The following is a 15,731-nucleotide window of genomic DNA, read 5'->3' on the forward strand; positions in this document are numbered from 1 at the left end:
CCTCGTGCCATCTTCCGTCGACTCCCTGTTGATTGACCCACCGGGACCCGCGCCGCGCCGCCTGCCGGCGCGTCCACAGTGCCCCCCGTTTCGCTTCACTTCCCTGCTGACTCGTTGTTTTGATTTATTTGGCCAGCGCCTTGAGCGCCAGCTTGATTCCGTCGCTCACGCCCACGTCCTGTGGCAGCGCTTTCAGTGCGGCGGCCGCTTCCTTGTCGTTGTAGCCCAGCGCCAGCAGGGCCTGCAGGATGTCGGCCTGCGCGTCGCTCGTGGCGTGCGCATGGGCGCCGATGTCGGCCCCCAGCTTGCCCTTGAGCTCCAGCAGCAGGCGCTCGGCGGTCTTCTTGCCGATGCCGGGCACCTTCACCAGGCGCCCCGCCTCCTGCAGGGAAACGGCCTGCGCCAGGTCGGACACGCCCATGCCGCTCAGGATAGACAGCGCGGTGCGCGGGCCTACCCCGGAGATCTTGATGAGTTCGCGGAACGCCTGGCGCTCCGGCGCCGTGGCAAAGCCGTAGAGCAGTTGCGCGTCCTCGCGCACAATGAACTGGGTGAGCAGGGCCACGCGCTCCCCCACGGGCGGCAGGTTGTAGAAGGTGCTCATGGGCACCTGCACCTCGTAGCCGACGCCGTGGCAGTCCAGCAGCACTTCTGGCGGGTTCTTTTCCAGCAGCGTGCCGGTGAGTTTGCCTATCATTGATGTCCTTCGCCGCACCGTTGCGGCCATCCAACCGGAATTATCCGCGTGATCCTGCGACACACCTTCACCCCCCACAACAACAACCGGCTGTCGCACCTGTGCGGCCCGGCCGATGCGAACCTGCGCACCATCGAGACGGCGCTGTCGGTCAGCATCGCGCACCGGCACGAGCAGTTCAAGGTGGATGGGCCGAAGGCCAAGGCCACCCAGGCGATGGAGCTGCTCCAGGCGCTGTACGAAATGGCCGAGCGGCCCATCGCCGAGGAGCACCTGCAGCTCATGCTGGCCGGCGACAGCTCCATGCTGGAGGCGCCCGGTGACGGCGCGGTGACGCTCAACACCCGCCGCGCCGACCTGCGCGCGCGCACCCCCACGCAGAGCAACTACCTGGACAACATCGCCAGCCACGACATCACCTTCGGCATCGGCCCCGCCGGCACCGGCAAGACCTACCTGGCCGTCGCCTGCGCGGTGGACGCCCTGGAGCGCAACGCGGTGCAGCGCATCGTGCTGACGCGGCCGGCGGTCGAGGCCGGGGAGCGCCTGGGCTTCCTGCCCGGCGACCTCACGCAGAAGGTGGACCCGTACCTGCGCCCGCTGTACGACGCGCTCTACGACCTGATGGGCTACGAGAAGGTGCAGAAGGCCTTCGAGCGCAACGCGCTGGAGATCGCGCCGCTGGCCTTCATGCGCGGGCGCACGCTGAACAACGCCTTCATCATCCTGGACGAGGCCCAGAACACCACGCCCGAGCAGATGAAGATGTTCCTCACCCGCATCGGCTTCGGCGCCCGCGCCGTGGTGACGGGCGACGTGAGCCAGATCGACCTGCCCAAGGGCGCGATGAGCGGCCTGATCGACGCCGAACGGGTGCTCAAGCGCGTCAAGGGCATCGCGATCACCCGGTTCACCACCGCCGACGTGGTGCGCCACCCGCTCATCGCCCGCATCGTGGACGCCTACGATGCCCAGCGCGCGGCGGGCAGCCGCGCAGGACACTCCTGAATTAATAGCAAAACGCCCTAGTGAAACATGCGCCAGAGGCCCAAATGACCCTGAACCATCTGACCCTGTCGCTGCAGTTCGCGCGCTTTCCCGGGGTGCAGGAACACCGCGCCGCCCTGCCCCGCCATGCCGCGGCGCGCTTCATCCGCCACGCGCTGTCCAGCGACGCCGAGATCACCGTGCGCATCGTCGATGCGGAAGAAGGCCAGGCCCTCAACCGCGAGTACCGCCGCAAGGACTACGCCACCAACGTGCTCACCTTCGACTACGCGCAGGAGCCCCTGGTGATGGCCGACCTCGTGCTGTGCGCGCCCGTGGTGGCGCGCGAGGCGCGCGAGCAGAACCGCGACCTGCGCGCGCACTACGCCCACCTGCTGGTGCACGGCACGCTGCACGCCCAGGGCTGGGACCACGAGACCAGCGCCGAGGACGCCGACGAGATGGAGGCCTACGAGACGGCCATCCTGCAGGATCTGGGCTTCGACGACCCGTACGCGGGCTGAGCCGAACACGACGCGGGCCGCGCCTTACCCGCCGCTGAAAGGCCGGATGGGGCCTCCGAACAGCCCCATGCCGGGGTATTGATTGCCTGTTTAGCTATTATTTCAATAGCAAACTATCCGCTGGCGCCATGCGCAGCGGAATGGTGACCGGCCCGTCGTTGACCAGGTGCACCTGCATGTCGGCCGCGAAGCGCCCGGTTTCCACCACCGGGTGCAGCGCCCGTGCCCGGGCCACGAACAGGTCGTACAGCCGCCGTCCCTCGTCCGGCGCCGCCGCCTGGGTGAAGCTCGGGCGGTTGCCGCCGGAGGTGTCGGCGGCCAGCGTGAACTGGCTCACGACGAGCAGGCCGCCGCCCACGTCCTGCACGCTGCGATTCATCTTGCCCGCATCGTCGGTGAACACGCGCAGCTTGAGCAGCTTGGCCAGCAGCCGGTCGGCCTCGGCATCGGTGTCGCCGCGCTCGGCGCACAGCAGCACCAGCAGGCCGGGGCCGATGCGGCCCACCACCTCGCCATCGACTTCCACGCGCGCTTCGCGCACGCGCTGCAGCACGCTCATCATGGTGGGGAATCCTTCGGTTCTTCCAGAAATGCCTCCACCCCGACGGGCAGCAGCTCGATGGTCACGCGCAGCCCGGGCACGGCGCGCATCAGGGCGGTCTCCACGGCGCCGCGCAACTGGGCGGCGCGGCCCAGGCTCCACTCGGCGGGCACGTGCATGTGCAGGCCGGCGAAGCGGCGCTGCCCGGCCTGCCGCGTGATGAGGTGGTCGAAGCGCACCTGCGGCGCGCCCTGCGAGAAATCGTGCAGCGCCGCGTCGATGGCGGCCTGCGCCTCGGGCTCCACGGCCGCGTCCATCAGGCCCTGCGAGGCACGCCACACCATGTGCGCCCCTTCCCGCAGGATGTTCAGCGCCACGGCCATGGCCACCACCGGGTCCAGCCAGAGCCAGCCGGTCGCGCTGGCCGCGCCGATGCCGACGACCACGCCCGCCGAGGTCCAGACATCGGTGACGAGGTGGCGCGCATCGCCCTCCAGCGCCACCGACCGGTGCACGCGTGCGGAGCGGAACATCAGCCACGCCAGGCCGCCGTTGAGCGCCGAGCTGACCACCGACAGCGCCAGGCCCCAGCCGACCTGCTCCAGCGGCTGCGGCGAGGACAGCCGGTGCGCCGCCGCCCAGAAGATGGCGGCGGAGGCCCCCACGATCAGAATGCCCTCGAACCCGGAAGAAAAATACTCGGCCTTGTGGTGCCCGTAGGGGTGGTCGTCGTCCGCCGGGCGCTGTGCCACGGTCACCATCGCCAGCGCGAACACCGCGCCCGCCAGGTTGACGAACGACTCCAGCGCATCGGACAGCAGCCCCACCGAGCCGGTGAGGTGCCAAGCCAGCGTCTTGAGCACGATGGTGACCAGCGCCACGGCCACCGAGCCCCACAGCAGCGTGCGGGGCGCGGGCGCGGCAGGACCGGTGCGGCCCGGGGCGCTCGGATCGGAAGGCAGGGGGCGGGAGGGCATGGGCTGGCAAGGAAAGCGCCGGGGCCGCCATTCTGCCCCGAACGGCGCCATCCCGACCCGCCGGCGGCCTGCCACGGCGAGCCCGCCAAGCCCGCGAGGCCCCCATCCACTGCGGCCTGGCCGGCACCCGGAAGGGGATGCGCGAGAGAGCGCTCGCGCCCGCCCGGCTCAGGCCGGCAAGCCGTTGAACTTGCGCAGCGTCTTGTCGACCAGCCCTTCGGGCAGATAGCGGCGCAGCGAGCGGACCTGGGTGGACTGCTTGCCGGCCGAATAGCGCAGCTTGGGCCGGATGGCCGTGGCGGCCTTCACGACGGCGTCGGCGACGATCTGCGGCGCATCGCCCGCCTCCACCCATTGGCGCATGAGCGCTTCGCTGCGGGCGCGATCGTCGGCATAGTCCGCGAGGGGGCGGTCGGCGCGCGACAGGTTTTCCTCGAACGCCGTGCGCGTCACGCCGGGCTCCACCAGAACCACGCGGATGCCGAACCGGCGCACTTCGTGGTCGAGGGATTCCGAGTAGCCCTCGATCGCGTGCTTGGTCGATGCGTAGAAGGCGTTGAAGGGCGCCGGAATCAGCCCCAGGATCGAGCTCATGTTGATGATGCGGCCGCTCTTTTGGGCCCGCATGAGCGGCAGCACCGCGTTGACGACGCGGGCGACGCCGAAGACGTTGACGTCGAACAGGCGCTGCGCCTGCCCGATCGAGGATTCCTCGGCCCCGCCCAGCAGGCCCACGCCGGCGTTGTTGACGACCAGATCGATTCGCCCCGCCCGCCTGGCCACCTCGTCCACGAGGCGCTGGACCGACGCTTCGTCGGTCACATCGCAGGCCAGCATCGTGACACCGGCGGGCGGATCGGCGGGTGCCTTGCGGCTGGTTCCGAAGACTTGGTAGCCCGCCTGCACCAGGGACCGGGCGGTCACGAGCCCGATGCCCGACGACGCCCCCGTTACGACGGCGATACCCCTGTTCGTCTTGCGCATTGTTTTCCTTTCGTCATGGGCCGGATGGCCGACGAAGGGATATTACTATCGAAACAGTATTAAGTCACTACTGAAAAGATATTTTCTGAAGCACATCGGGACGTCCTCCGTCAGGCGTATAGCCGCGAGGCGTTCTGCCGGACGGTGCCGGCCCGGACCGGGCCCAGCGCCTCCACCACCGGCTGCCACACCGAATCGTAGGCCGGCATGGCGTCGGCGGCGAACGACGTATGCGGCCAGTCCGAGCCCCACACCAGCCGCCCGGGCGCCAGGTCCGCCACGCGCCGGACCGTCTCCTGCAGCGCGCCGTAGGGCGCCTGAGCACGCAGCCGGTACCAGCCGGACAGCTTGATCCACGCGCCCTGCGCGGCCAGCGCCGCGAGGGCGCTCCATGCTGCGTCGTCCGCCGGCAACTCGGCATGCAGGCCCGCCAGGTGGTCGAGCACACAGGCCACGCCGGTACCGGCGTGCAGCGCCGCAATCTCCGCCAGATGCTCCGGGCCGGCATACCACTGCACGTGCCAACTGCGCTCGCGCAGGCGCGGCGCCAGGGCGCGGAACGCCTCGGGCCCGTTGCCCACCGGCGAGACGCGGTTGAAGCGCACGCCCCGCACGCCCAGCGCGTGCATGCGGTCCAGAAGCGCATCGGGCACCGCCGCGTCCACCACGGCCACGCCGCGGTGCCGGCCGGGCCGCGCGGCCAGCGCGCGCAGCATCACCGCGTTGTCGGTGCCGTACACGCTGGGCTGCACCAGCACCAGATGCCGCACCCCGTGCGCGGCAGCCACCCCCTCGATGCGCTCCAGCGGGTGGTGCGCGGGGCGGTAGTGGCCGGGCTGCGTCGGCGCATCGGCGTCGAACACGTGGACGTGCGCGTCCCAGCAGGCACCGGCTCCGGCATCGGCATCGGCACTGGCGTCCGCATTGGCATCGGGGTGGGCATCGCGGCCGGCGGCGGTCGGCATCGGTTCAGCCGACCGAGATGTTGCGGTCGCGCACCACCTGGGCCCACTGGCCCTGCTGGGCCCGGATGAAGGCCCCGGCCGAGGCCTGCGATGCATCGGCGAACACGTCGCCGCCCAGCGCGCGGATGCGCGCCAGCACCTCGGCATCGCCCAGCGCCTTGCGGATGCCATCGACCAGGCGCGTGCGCGCGGCGGCGGGCAAGCCGGCGGGGGCGAGCACCGGGTTCCATTCCAGCACCTCGTACTTGCGCACGCCCGCTTCGGTCATGGTGGGCACCTCCGGCAGCGAACGGGCCCGCAGCGCGGCCGTCACGGCCAGCGCGCGCAGCTTGCCGGAACGGATGTGGCCCAGCGCCGAGGCCACGTTGGCGAAAAAGAGCGGCACCTGCCCCGCCATGACATCGTTCATCGCGGGGCCGCCGCCCCGGTAGGGAATGTGCGACAGCCGCACCCCGGCGCGCTCCTCGAACAGCGCTCCCGCCAGGTGCTGCGCCGAGCCGTTGCCGGACGATGCATAGGCCACTTCGCCCGGCCTGGCGCGGGCCAGCGCGATCACGTCCTGCACGCCGCGCGCCTGGAACCCCGCGGAGCACACCAGCACGTTGGGAAAGGTGGCCAGCACGGCCAGCGGCGTGAAGGCCTTGTCGGTGTCGTAGGCCATCTTGGGATAGAGCGCGGGGTTGACCGCGAACGACGAGGCGTCCAGCAGCAGCGTGCTGCCGTCCGGCGTGGCACGCGCCACGTAGGCGCCGGCGATCTGGCCGCTGGCGCCGGGCTTGTTGTCCACCACCACGTTCTGGCCCAGCGCTTCGCCCAGCCGCGGCGCGATGATGCGCGCCATCAGGTCCGCGCCGCCGCCGGCAGGGTAGGAGACCACCAGCGTCACGGGCTTGCCGCCGATGCCTTGCGCGCGGCCGGCCACCCAGGGCGCGGCCAGGGCGGCGCCGGCGGCACCGAGGATCCAGCGGCGGCGGGCGCCGCCGGTGGCGGGGGATGCGATGGAAGGCATGCGGGTCTCCAGGTTCGGTTCAGGTCAGGGTGACGGTGTAGTGAAAGGCGTGGGCATCGCCGCGCGTGACGCGCCATTCGACGCAGCGGCCGGCCAGGTCCATGGCACGGCGGGTGACCACGGCGCAGGGGTGCCCCGCCGCGAGCCCCAGGCTGCGCGCCTGGGGCGCGGACAGCACGCCGAAGCCGATGTCGTCCACCGCCCGCTGCACGTGCACGCCGCAGCGGCTGGCATAGAAGGGATAGAGCAGCGGCGGCCAGGCGGCGGTGTCGTCCTCCGCCAGCGCAGCGAAGCGGTCCAGCGGCAGCCAGATGTGCTCCAGCAGGCAGGGCTCGCCGTCGATCAGCCGCAGGCGGTGCAGGCGCAGCACCGGCTCGCCCGGTGCCAGGCCCAGCGCGCGGGCCGCCTCGGCCGGGGCCGCCATGGTCTGGCGCGACAGGATGCGCGAAGCGGGCTCCTGCCCCGCCGCGCCCTCGCCGAAGCGAAAGAACCGCAGCATCGACGCGCCGGCAATGCCGCTGCGCACGAAGGTGCCCTTGCCGTGGATGCGCTCGATCAGGCCCTGCTCCACCAGCAGCTCCAGCGCGCGCCGCAGCGTGCCCAGCGCCACGCCATGCTCGGCGGCCAGCGCCTGCTCGGCCGGCAGGGCCGTGCCGGGCAGCCATTCGCCCCGGACGACGCGGTGCCGCAGCGCGGCCGCCAGCGCAGCATAGCGGGCGAGACCGGGGTGCTCCGCCACGGCGGGAGGGGATGCGGGCGACGGCAATTGATCTACTCCTCTAGATGACTTGCAGTCTAAAACAGGGCACAGGCGGCGCGATCGGGACAAACCCGGGGGCGCCGGCCCCGCCACCGCCAGGGCCCCTCAGGGGCCCTCAAAGGCCGTCAGGTGCCATCCACCAGCCGCGCCTTCACGAGCTTGCCCTTGACCCGGCCGGCCGCCAGGCGCCGCACCACGTCCTGGGCGATGCCCCGCTCCACGGCCACGTAGGTGGAAAAATCGTTCACGTTGATCTTGCCCACCTGCTCGCGCGCAAAGCCCATCTCGCCGGTGAGCGCGCCCAGCACGTCGCCGGCGCGGATCTTTTCCTTGCGCCCGCCGATGATCTGGATGGTGGCCATGGGCGGCAGCAATGGCCCGCCGGGAGCGGCGGTCAGCTCGGACAGCGGGTGCCATTCCGACTCGCGGCCCTGCAGCTGCTCGATCTTGCCCACGCTGCCCATTTCGGGCAGGCTGGCCAGGCTCAAGGCGAGGCCTTCGGCGTCCGCGCGGCCGGTGCGGCCGATGCGGTGCACATGGATCTCGGGATCGGGGGTCACGTCCACGTTGATCACCGCCTGCAACTGGGCGATGTCCAGGCCGCGCGCGGCCACGTCGGTGGCCACCAGCACCGAGCAGCTGCGGTTGGCGAACTGCACCAGCACCTGGTCGCGCTCGCGCTGCTCCAGCTCGCCATAGAGGGCCAGCGCGTGAAAGCCCTGCGCCTGCAGCACGCCCACCAGGTCGCGGCACTGCTGCTTGGTGTTGCAAAAGGCGATGGCCGATTCGGGCCGGAAGTGGTTCAGCAGCTGCGACACGGCGTGCAGGCGCTCGCTCTCCTTCACCTCGTACCAGCGCTGCGCGATCTTGGCCGAACCATGCTGGGCCTGCACCGTGATGCGCTGCGGCTCCTTCATGAACTGGCGCGCCAGGCGCTCGATGCCCTCGGGGTAGGTGGCGGAAAACAGCAGCGTCTGGCGCTCGGCCGGGCACTGGCGCGCGACCTTTGCGATGTCGTCGAAGAAGCCCATGTCCAGCATGCGGTCGGCCTCGTCGAGCACCAGGGTGTTGAGCGCCTGCAGATCGAGCGTGGCGCGCTCCAGGTGGTCCATCACCCGCCCGGGCGTGCCCACCACGATGTGCGCGCCGTGCTCCAGGCTGGCGATCTGCCCGCGCAGCGGCACGCCGCCGCACAGGGTGACCACCTTGATGTTCTCCTGCGCGCGGGCCAGGCGCCGCACCTCGGTGGCCACCTGGTCGGCCAGCTCGCGCGTGGGGCACAGCACCAGGGCCTGCACCGCGAAGCGGCGCGCATTGAGGTTGGCCAGCAGCGCCAGGGCGAAGGCCGCCGTCTTGCCGCTGCCGGTGCTGGCCTGGGCGATCAGGTCGCGGCCCAGCAGGGCCACGGGCAGGCTCGCGGCCTGGATCGGGGTCATGCGGGTGTAGCCCAGCTGCTGCAGGTTGGACAGGATCGCGGGGTGCAGCGCCAGGGAGGAGAACTCGGCGCCAGCGCCGGAAACGGAAGAAGTCATCCCCGGATTATCCCGGGGCCCGGCCGGCGCGAGGCGGGCAAGGGCTTGCACCCCTCGCCAGCGGCGCCCCGATCGGCTATAAAACTTCGAGATACAAGGGTGGGACATGCCAGACACATCAAGCCGAGCGGACGGTCCTTCCCAGGACCCCCACTGCAGCAGTTCCCTGCTGCGGCTGCTGGCCGACTCCGTTCCGGCGCTGCTGGCCTACTTCGAATCGTCCACCCTGCGTTGTGTTTTTGCCAATCAGGGCTACGCCGAATCCACCGGCCACACGGTGGAGGCGATCCTGGGCAAGACGGTGCAGGAAGCCATCGGCGACAGCGCCTGGGCTTCGATCCAGCCCCAGATCCAGCAGGTGCTGCGGGGCGAGCGCGTGCAATACACGCGCAAGCAGCGGGTGCGTAGCGGGCCGCCGCGCATGATCGAGGTCAACCTCATTCCCCACCTGCACCCCAAGCTGGGACTGATGGGCGCCTTCGTGCTCATCAACGACATCACCCACCACTGGGAGGCCGAACGCGCGGTGCGTGAGAGCGAAGAGCGCATGCGCAAGTTCTCGCAGGCCACCGAAGAGGCCATCGTGTTCCACCGCGAAGGCCTGGTCACCGACTTCAACGAAGCGCTCACGCGGCTGATGGGCTACTCCCTGGCCGAGGGGCGCGGCCGGCGCATGCTCGATTTCGTGAGCGAGGAGTTCCGCCCCGTCACCGAGGCCTATGTGCGCGAGGGCCGCGAAGAGCCCTACGAAGTCACGGTGCTGCACCAGGACGGCCATGCCGTTCCCGTGGAGATCGTCGGCAAGACCATGCCCTGGAAGGGCTCGGACTACCGCATCGCGGTGCTTCGCGACATCACCGCGCGCCGCCAGGCCCAGGAGCGCGAGGCCTTCCTGGCGCGGCACGATGCGCTCACGCAATTGCCCAACCGCACCACGCTCATGGAGCGGCTCACCACCGTGATCGAGGCCGCACAGCGCACGCCGCAGGCCGCCGCCGTGCTGTTCATCGACATGGACCATTTCAAGACGGTGAACGACTCGCTGGGCCACGAGGCCGGCGACATGCTGCTGTGCGAGGTGGCCCGCCGGCTCGTGCAGGGCGTGCGCTCGGTGGACATCGTGGCGCGCGTGGGTGGCGACGAGTTCGTCGTGGTGCTGCGCGACGCGCAGGACCGGCCCTCCGCCCTGGCGGTGGCCGACCAGCTGCTGGCCGACGTGTGCGCCGTGTTCCATGCCGACGGCACGCCGCTGTCGGTGTCGGTCTCCATCGGGGTGAGCATGTACCCCGACGACGGCGACACCGCCGCCGAACTGGTGCGCCGGGCCGACGCCGCCATGCAGCAGGCCAAGGACAGCGGCCGCGCCAACCGCCAGGCCTACGCCCCGGGCATGGAGACGCCCTCCACCGGCGTGCTGCAGCACGAACGCCTGCTGCGCGACGCCATCCTGCACGGCGCGTTCGTGCTGCACTACCAGCCGCAGGTGCGCCTGGACGACGGTGCGCTCGTGGGCTTCGAGGCGCTGGTGCGCTGGCGCCACCCCGAGCGCGACCTGGTGGGGCCCATCGACTTCATCGCCTTCGCCGAGGCCCGCGGGCTCATCACGCCCATCGGCCGCTGGGTGCTGGTCGAGGCCTGCCGGCAGATGCGGGCCTGGCACGACGAGGGCCTGCCGCAGGTGCCGGTGGCGGTCAATCTCTCGGCGCTCGAATTCCGCCAGCGCGACGTGGCCGGCGAGATCGCGGGCGTGCTGCGCCAGACGGGCCTGGCACCGCGCTTTCTGGAGATCGAGCTCACCGAATCCGTGCTCATGCACGATGCCGACCAGGTGCGCCACACGCTGGACGCGCTCAAGGCGCTGGGCGTGCGCGTGTCCATCGACGACTTCGGCACCGGCTACTCGTCGCTCGCCTACCTCAAGCGCTACCCGATCGACAAGCTCAAGATCGACCGCTCCTTCGTCTCGGACACGCCCGCCAACGAAGACGACGTGGCCATCGTCACCGCCATCGTCCAGATGGGCCGCAGCCTGCAGATCCAGACCGTGGCCGAGGGGGTGGAAACCGATGCCCAGCGCGACCTGCTGCGCGCCCTGGGCTGCCATCTGGCGCAGGGCTACCTGATCTCGCCGCCCATGGACCCGCGCCAGACGCGCGAGTGGCTGCTGAAAAAAAGATAGCGGGCCCGTCATGGGGCAGACCCGCGCGCCCGTGGACAATAGGGACCATGGCCCAGATCCCCGACTTCACCGAGCCCACCCTTCATACCGATCCCGCCGAGGCGCTGTCGCAGGTGCAGCGCATCTACCAGCAGCAGATCGGGCACCTGCGCGATGCCATGCAGCGCTTCTTCTCCGGGGAGACCCCGGCCAGCCACGTGCGGGCCTTCTACCCCTTCGTGCGGGTGCAGACCACCACCGTGGCCCGCGCCGCCACCCAGCTGGCCTACGGCTTCGTGGAAGGCCCGGGGCGGTATGAAACCACCCTCACCCGGCCCGACCTGTTCGCCAACTACTACGCCGAGCAGTTCCGCCTGCTGCGCAACAGCCACAACATCGAGCTGGAGGTGGGCATCAGCAGCCAGCCCATCCCCATCCACTTCTCGTTCGCGGAGCACGACCACATCGAGGGCACGCTGACCGCCCAGCGCCGCATGCTCATGCGCGACGTGTTCGACCTGCCCGACCTGGAGGCCATGGACGACGGCATCGCCAACGGCACCTGGGCGCCCCGCCCCGGCGAGGCCCAGCCCCTGTCGCTCTTCACCGCGCCGCGGGTGGACTACTCGCTGCACCGGCTGCGCCACTACACCGGCACCGCGCCCGAGTGGTTCCAGAACTTCGTGCTGTTCACCAACTACCAGTTCTACATCGACGAATTCGTGCGCCTGGGCCATGCCGAGATGGCCAAGCCAGACAGCGAGTACGTGGCCTTCATCGAACCGGGCAACGTCGTCACCCGCCGCACCGGCCTGCCGGCCCAGCCGGGCGACGAGCTGGGCGTGGCCCCGCCGCGGCTGCCGCAGATGCCGGCCTACCACCTCATGCGGGCGGACAAGAGCGGCATCACCATGGTCAACATCGGCGTGGGCCCGTCCAACGCCAAGACCATCACCGACCACATCGCCGTGCTGCGCCCGCACGCCTGGATGATGCTGGGCCACTGCGCGGGCCTGCGCAACAGCCAGCAGCTGGGCGACTACGTGCTGGCCCACGCCTATGTGCGCGAAGACCACGTGCTCGACGAAGAGCTTCCGCTGTGGGTGCCCATTCCCGCGCTGGCCGAGATCCAGATGGCGCTGCAGCAGGCCGTCGCCGACGTCACGCAGATCGAGGACGCCGACCTGAAACGCATCATGCGCACCGGCACCGTGGCCAGCACCGACAACCGCAACTGGGAGCTGCTGCCCGACAACATGCCACAGCGCCGGTTCAGCCAGAGCCGCGCCGTCGCGCTGGACATGGAGAGCGCAACAATAGCCGCCAACGGCTTTCGCTTCCGCGTGCCCTACGGCACCTTGCTGTGCGTGAGCGACAAGCCCCTGCACGGCGAGATCAAGCTGCCCGGCATGGCCAACCATTTCTACCGCGAGCGCGTGGACCAGCATCTGCGCATCGGCATGCGCGCCATCGACATCCTGCGGGCCGGGGGCGTGAGCCGCCTGCACAGCCGCAAGCTGCGCAGCTTCGCCGAGGTGGCCTTCCAGTGACGCACCGGGTGGGCGCCGCCACCAGGGATTGATGCGGCTGGATTTCGTCACCCTGATGGCCATCACGGCCACCAACCTGTGCATGCTCTCCGCGGCCCTGCCGCTGATCATGGGCCGTGGCGCGGGCACCGCCGCGCGCTGGGTGCAGGCCAGCCTGCTGCTGCAGGGCCTGGCCTGGGCGGCCATCATCGCGTCCTCCTACGCGTGGGACCAGACCCTGTCCACCGTGTCCATGGCCGCCAATTCCCTGGCCCAATGGGCCCTCTTCGAGGCCCTGGCGATCTGGCTGGGGCCCCGCCCCGGGCGGCGCCTGGTGCAGGCGCTGGTGGTGGCGATCCCGCTGGGCTACACCCTGGGCTTTTCGCACTACGCGTTTCGCGTCGGCTGGGCCAACCTGCTGCTGGCCACGCTGCTGCTGGCCGTGGCGCGCGCCACGCTCTACCCGGCCCACCCAGCGCACTCGGTGGACCGGCGCTGGCGCCTGCTGCTCATGGGCTGCCTGGCCACGATGGCCGCGTTCACCGCCGCGCGCGGCGTGCTGGGCGCCTTCACCGACGCCTACCCCAGCTTCCGCACGCCACACCCCGTCAACATCGCCGCGGCCGTGGCCGCCAACGTCACCCTCGTGCTGGGCACGGTGGCGGTGCTGGTCGCGTGGCGCGACGAGGCCGAGCAGCAACTGCGCACCCTGGCCATGACCGATCCGCTCACCGGCCTGCTCAACCGCCGCGGCTTCGAGGCCCACGGACAGGCCCTGCGAACGCGCGCCGCGCGCCAGCGCCTGCCCCTGGCCGCCCTGCTGCTGGACCTGGACCACTTCAAACGCATCAACGACGCCTACGGCCACGAAGCCGGCGACCGCGCCCTGGCCTGGTTCGCCCGGCTCGCCCAGTCCATGGCCGGGCCGCACGACACCGTGTGCCGGTTCGGCGGCGAGGAATTCGGTGTGCTCCTGCTGCATGCGCAGCAGGAAGAGGCGCAACGCTTCGATCAGCGCCTGCGCGAACGCCTGCAGGCCGAAAGCGCCCAGGCCCTGGGGTTTCCCATCGACTACAGCGCCGGCGCGGCGCTGTGGCACGGTGGCGAAGAGGACCTGGCCGAGCTCATGGCCCGCGCGGACGCGGCGCTGTATGCCGCCAAGGAACAGGGGCGGCGGCAGCTGGCCATGGGCTAGGAAAAAAGAACGGGCGGTGCCGCCCCTGCGCCGAGGGCGCTACGCCACAACCACCCGCCGCTTGAGCACCCCCAGCGCCAGCGCGGTCACCCCCGTGCCGGCCGCGATCGCCAGCGCGTACAGCACCACGTGGTTGACCGCGTTCGGAATGGCCAGCACGAACACGCCGCCGTGTGGTGCCTGCAGGCCGATGTTCCACATCATCGACAGGCCACCCGCCACCGCCGCACCGGCCATGCAGGCGGGAATCACCCGCAGCGGGTCGCGCGCGACGAACGGGATGGCGCCTTCGGTGATGAAGGCCAGGCCCAGCACGGCGACGGCCTTGGAGGCCTCGCGCTCCTCGGCGCTGAAGCGGCTGCGGAACACCCAGCACGCCAGCGCGATGCCCAGCGGCGGCACCATGCCGGCAGCCATGGTGGCGGCCATCGGGTTGGCCACGCCGCTGGCGATCAGCGTGGTGGAGAACACATAGGCCGCCTTGTTGACCGGGCCGCCCATGTCGAAGGCCATCATCGCGCCGAGGATCACGCCCAGCAGCACGGCGCTGCCGGTCTGCAGGCCCTTGAGCCATTCGGTGAGCGCTGCCATCACACCGGCCATGGGCTTGCCGATGACCATCATCATGAGCACGCCGACCACCAGCGTGCCCAGCAGCGGCAGCAGCAGCACGGGTTTCAACCCGTCGAGCGTGCGCGGCAGGCGGATGGCGCGGTTCATCCAGTGCACCGCATAGCCCGCGATGAAGCCCGCGGCAATGGCGCCCAGGAAGCCCGCGCCCACGGTGCCCGCGAGCAGGCCGCCGATCATGCCCGGCGCGATGCCCGGCCGGTCGGCGATGGAGAACGCAATGTAGCCCGCCAGCGCCGGCAGCATGAGCGTGAAGCCGGCCTTGGCGCCGATCTGGAACAGCGTCCAGCCCAGCGTGCCCTGGTGCGCGTCGTCGTACACGTAGATGCCGCCCAGCGCGAAGGCCAGCGCGATCAGCAGCCCGCCCGCGACCACGAAGGGCAGCATGAACGACACGCCGGTCATCAGGTGCTTGTAGGGGCCGGTGCGCTCCGTGCTGCGGGCGGCGGCGCCGGCAGGCGCCGCCCCGGGCGTCGCGGCCGCGCCCGCAGCGGGCGCGCCGCCCCACACGGCGGCCTGCGCCGCCGCCTGGGCGAACACCGCGGCCGCGTCGTGGATCGCGGCCTTGGTGCCGGTCGCATGGAGCCGCTTGCCAGCGAAGCGCGCGCGGTCCACCTGCGTGTCGGCGGCGATGACGACCAGATCGGCCTGGGCGATCTCGTCCGCCGTGAGCGCGTTCTGCGCGCCGACCGAGCCCTGCGTCTCGACCTTGATGGTGTGGCCCAGCGCCTGGGCGCCCTGCTCCAGCGCTTCGGCCGCCATGAAGGTGTGGGCCACGCCCGTGGGGCAGGAGGTGATGGCGACGATGCGAAGGGGGCGCGCCACGTCGGCAGTGGCCACCGCCGGCACCGCCGCTACGGCTGGAGCCGGCCCGCCGTGCGCCGCCACTGTCCCACCGCCTGCGCCCGAGCGCGCCAGCGCGGCGCGCACGACGTCGGCCGCATCGGCCAGCACGGCCCCCGGCGTGGTCTCGTGCAGGCGTGCGGCAGGCAGGCCGCTGCGGTCCACGGCCATGTCGGCCGCGATGATGACGGCGTCGGCACGCAAGAGTTCGTCGTCCGTCCAGCCGCCCTGCGCGCCCAGGCTGCTGCGCACGCTCAGGGCGATGTGGTGGCCGAGCCGTTCGGCGGCGGCGCGCAGCGCCTCGCCGGTCATGAAGCTGTGCGCCGGGCCGGCCTGGCTGGCGGCGATGGCGATGAGGTGGGCCATGGGATGGGTCTCCGTGCGGATTCGTTTGATGTGG

At 70.9% G+C, this 15,731-nt stretch carries 14 protein-coding genes; 5 read left to right on the forward strand and 9 right to left on the reverse strand.

The window, feature by feature from the left end:
* Positions 1-124: 124 nt before the first annotated feature.
* On the reverse strand, positions 125-697 hold the full coding sequence (ruvA, locus tag AVMA1855_RS12110) for a Holliday junction branch migration protein RuvA (RefSeq protein WP_272567143.1): 573 nt from the start codon (positions 695-697) through the stop codon (positions 125-127).
* Between the two features lie 48 nt (positions 698-745).
* Between ruvA and AVMA1855_RS12115 the strand changes: the two genes are divergently transcribed.
* On the forward strand, positions 746-1,705 hold the full coding sequence (locus AVMA1855_RS12115; protein ID WP_284392929.1) for a PhoH family protein: 960 nt from the start codon (positions 746-748) through the stop codon (positions 1,703-1,705).
* A 44-nt stretch (positions 1,706-1,749) separates the two neighbouring features.
* Positions 1,750-2,208, forward strand: coding sequence for an rRNA maturation RNase YbeY (gene ybeY, locus AVMA1855_RS12120; RefSeq protein WP_284425888.1), 459 nt, complete (start codon positions 1,750-1,752; stop codon positions 2,206-2,208).
* A 97-nt stretch (positions 2,209-2,305) separates the two neighbouring features.
* On the opposite strand, the gene dtd is transcribed toward ybeY, so the two are convergent.
* The 7 genes from dtd to dbpA all read right to left on the reverse strand — a co-directional run bounded on the left by dtd (position 2,306) and on the right by dbpA (position 8,976).
* A complete protein-coding gene (dtd, locus tag AVMA1855_RS12125) occupies positions 2,306-2,770 on the reverse strand; it encodes a D-aminoacyl-tRNA deacylase (RefSeq protein ID WP_284425889.1) in 465 nt (154 codons plus the stop codon).
* Positions 2,767-3,726, reverse strand: a complete 960-nt coding sequence (locus AVMA1855_RS12130) for a cation diffusion facilitator family transporter (protein ID WP_284425890.1) — start codon at positions 3,724-3,726, stop codon at positions 2,767-2,769. Before AVMA1855_RS12130 ends, dtd begins: the two co-directional genes overlap by 4 nt.
* 168 nt (positions 3,727-3,894) lie before the next feature.
* Complete coding sequence (locus AVMA1855_RS12135) at positions 3,895-4,710, reverse strand: oxidoreductase (protein ID WP_284425891.1); 816 nt, start codon at positions 4,708-4,710, stop codon at positions 3,895-3,897.
* A gap of 110 nt (positions 4,711-4,820) precedes the next feature.
* On the reverse strand, positions 4,821-5,675 hold the full coding sequence (locus AVMA1855_RS12140; protein WP_284425892.1) for an amidohydrolase family protein: 855 nt from the start codon (positions 5,673-5,675) through the stop codon (positions 4,821-4,823).
* A gap of 4 nt (positions 5,676-5,679) precedes the next feature.
* Complete coding sequence (locus AVMA1855_RS12145; protein WP_284425893.1) at positions 5,680-6,684, reverse strand: tripartite tricarboxylate transporter substrate binding protein; 1,005 nt, start codon at positions 6,682-6,684, stop codon at positions 5,680-5,682.
* 19 nt (positions 6,685-6,703) lie between these two features.
* The gene (locus AVMA1855_RS12150; RefSeq protein ID WP_284425894.1) at positions 6,704-7,450 is read right to left on the reverse strand and encodes a GntR family transcriptional regulator; all 747 of its coding nucleotides are present in this window, start codon (positions 7,448-7,450) and stop codon (positions 6,704-6,706) included.
* 119 nt (positions 7,451-7,569) lie between these two features.
* Positions 7,570-8,976, reverse strand: a complete 1,407-nt coding sequence (dbpA, locus tag AVMA1855_RS12155; RefSeq protein WP_284425895.1) for an ATP-dependent RNA helicase DbpA — start codon at positions 8,974-8,976, stop codon at positions 7,570-7,572.
* Between the two features lie 106 nt (positions 8,977-9,082).
* Here dbpA and AVMA1855_RS12160 point away from each other — a divergent pair, with 106 nt between their 5' ends.
* Genes AVMA1855_RS12160 through AVMA1855_RS12170 form a run of 3 tightly spaced genes read left to right on the forward strand, consistent with a single transcriptional unit; the run spans position 9,083 to position 13,858 of the window.
* Positions 9,083-11,155 carry a putative bifunctional diguanylate cyclase/phosphodiesterase gene (locus tag AVMA1855_RS12160; protein ID WP_284425896.1) on the forward strand — a complete coding sequence of 691 codons (2,073 nt, stop codon included), beginning with the start codon at positions 9,083-9,085 and terminating at the stop codon, positions 11,153-11,155.
* A gap of 47 nt (positions 11,156-11,202) precedes the next feature.
* On the forward strand, positions 11,203-12,684 hold the full coding sequence (locus AVMA1855_RS12165) for an AMP nucleosidase (RefSeq protein WP_284425897.1): 1,482 nt from the start codon (positions 11,203-11,205) through the stop codon (positions 12,682-12,684).
* A gap of 31 nt (positions 12,685-12,715) precedes the next feature.
* Positions 12,716-13,858: a GGDEF domain-containing protein gene (locus AVMA1855_RS12170; protein ID WP_284425898.1), complete on the forward strand. Its 1,143-nt coding sequence runs from the start codon at positions 12,716-12,718 to the stop codon at positions 13,856-13,858.
* 39 nt (positions 13,859-13,897) lie between these two features.
* Here the strand turns inward: AVMA1855_RS12170 and AVMA1855_RS12175 are convergent, their stop codons facing one another.
* The gene (locus tag AVMA1855_RS12175) at positions 13,898-15,697 is read right to left on the reverse strand and encodes a fructose-specific PTS transporter subunit EIIC (protein WP_284425899.1); all 1,800 of its coding nucleotides are present in this window, start codon (positions 15,695-15,697) and stop codon (positions 13,898-13,900) included.
* Positions 15,698-15,731 lie beyond the last annotated feature (34 nt).

Source organism: Acidovorax sp. SUPP1855 (assembly GCF_030158955.1).
In the GTDB taxonomy this organism is placed as follows: domain Bacteria; phylum Pseudomonadota; class Gammaproteobacteria; order Burkholderiales; family Burkholderiaceae_C; genus Paracidovorax.

Bases quoted from the DNA above. Each gene is read 5' to 3' on its own strand.
- ruvA (WP_272567143.1), bottom strand. From the start codon at position 697: ATGATAGGCAAACTCACCGGCACGCTGCTGGAAAAGAACCCGCCAGAA.
- ybeY (WP_284425888.1), top strand. From the start codon at position 1,750: ATGACCCTGAACCATCTGACCCTGTCGCTGCAGTTCGCGCGCTTTCCC.
- dtd (WP_284425889.1), bottom strand. From the start codon at position 2,770: ATGATGAGCGTGCTGCAGCGCGTGCGCGAAGCGCGCGTGGAAGTCGAT.
- AVMA1855_RS12130 (WP_284425890.1), bottom strand. From the start codon at position 3,726: ATGCCCTCCCGCCCCCTGCCTTCCGATCCGAGCGCCCCGGGCCGCACC.
- AVMA1855_RS12135 (WP_284425891.1), bottom strand. From the start codon at position 4,710: ATGCGCAAGACGAACAGGGGTATCGCCGTCGTAACGGGGGCGTCGTCG.
- AVMA1855_RS12140 (WP_284425892.1), bottom strand. From the start codon at position 5,675: ATGCCGACCGCCGCCGGCCGCGATGCCCACCCCGATGCCAATGCGGAC.
- AVMA1855_RS12145 (WP_284425893.1), bottom strand. From the start codon at position 6,684: ATGCCTTCCATCGCATCCCCCGCCACCGGCGGCGCCCGCCGCCGCTGG.
- dbpA (WP_284425895.1), bottom strand. From the start codon at position 8,976: ATGACTTCTTCCGTTTCCGGCGCTGGCGCCGAGTTCTCCTCCCTGGCG.
- AVMA1855_RS12160 (WP_284425896.1), top strand. From the start codon at position 9,083: ATGCCAGACACATCAAGCCGAGCGGACGGTCCTTCCCAGGACCCCCAC.
- AVMA1855_RS12165 (WP_284425897.1), top strand. From the start codon at position 11,203: ATGGCCCAGATCCCCGACTTCACCGAGCCCACCCTTCATACCGATCCC.
- AVMA1855_RS12170 (WP_284425898.1), top strand. From the start codon at position 12,716: ATGCGGCTGGATTTCGTCACCCTGATGGCCATCACGGCCACCAACCTG.
- AVMA1855_RS12175 (WP_284425899.1), bottom strand. From the start codon at position 15,697: ATGGCCCACCTCATCGCCATCGCCGCCAGCCAGGCCGGCCCGGCGCAC.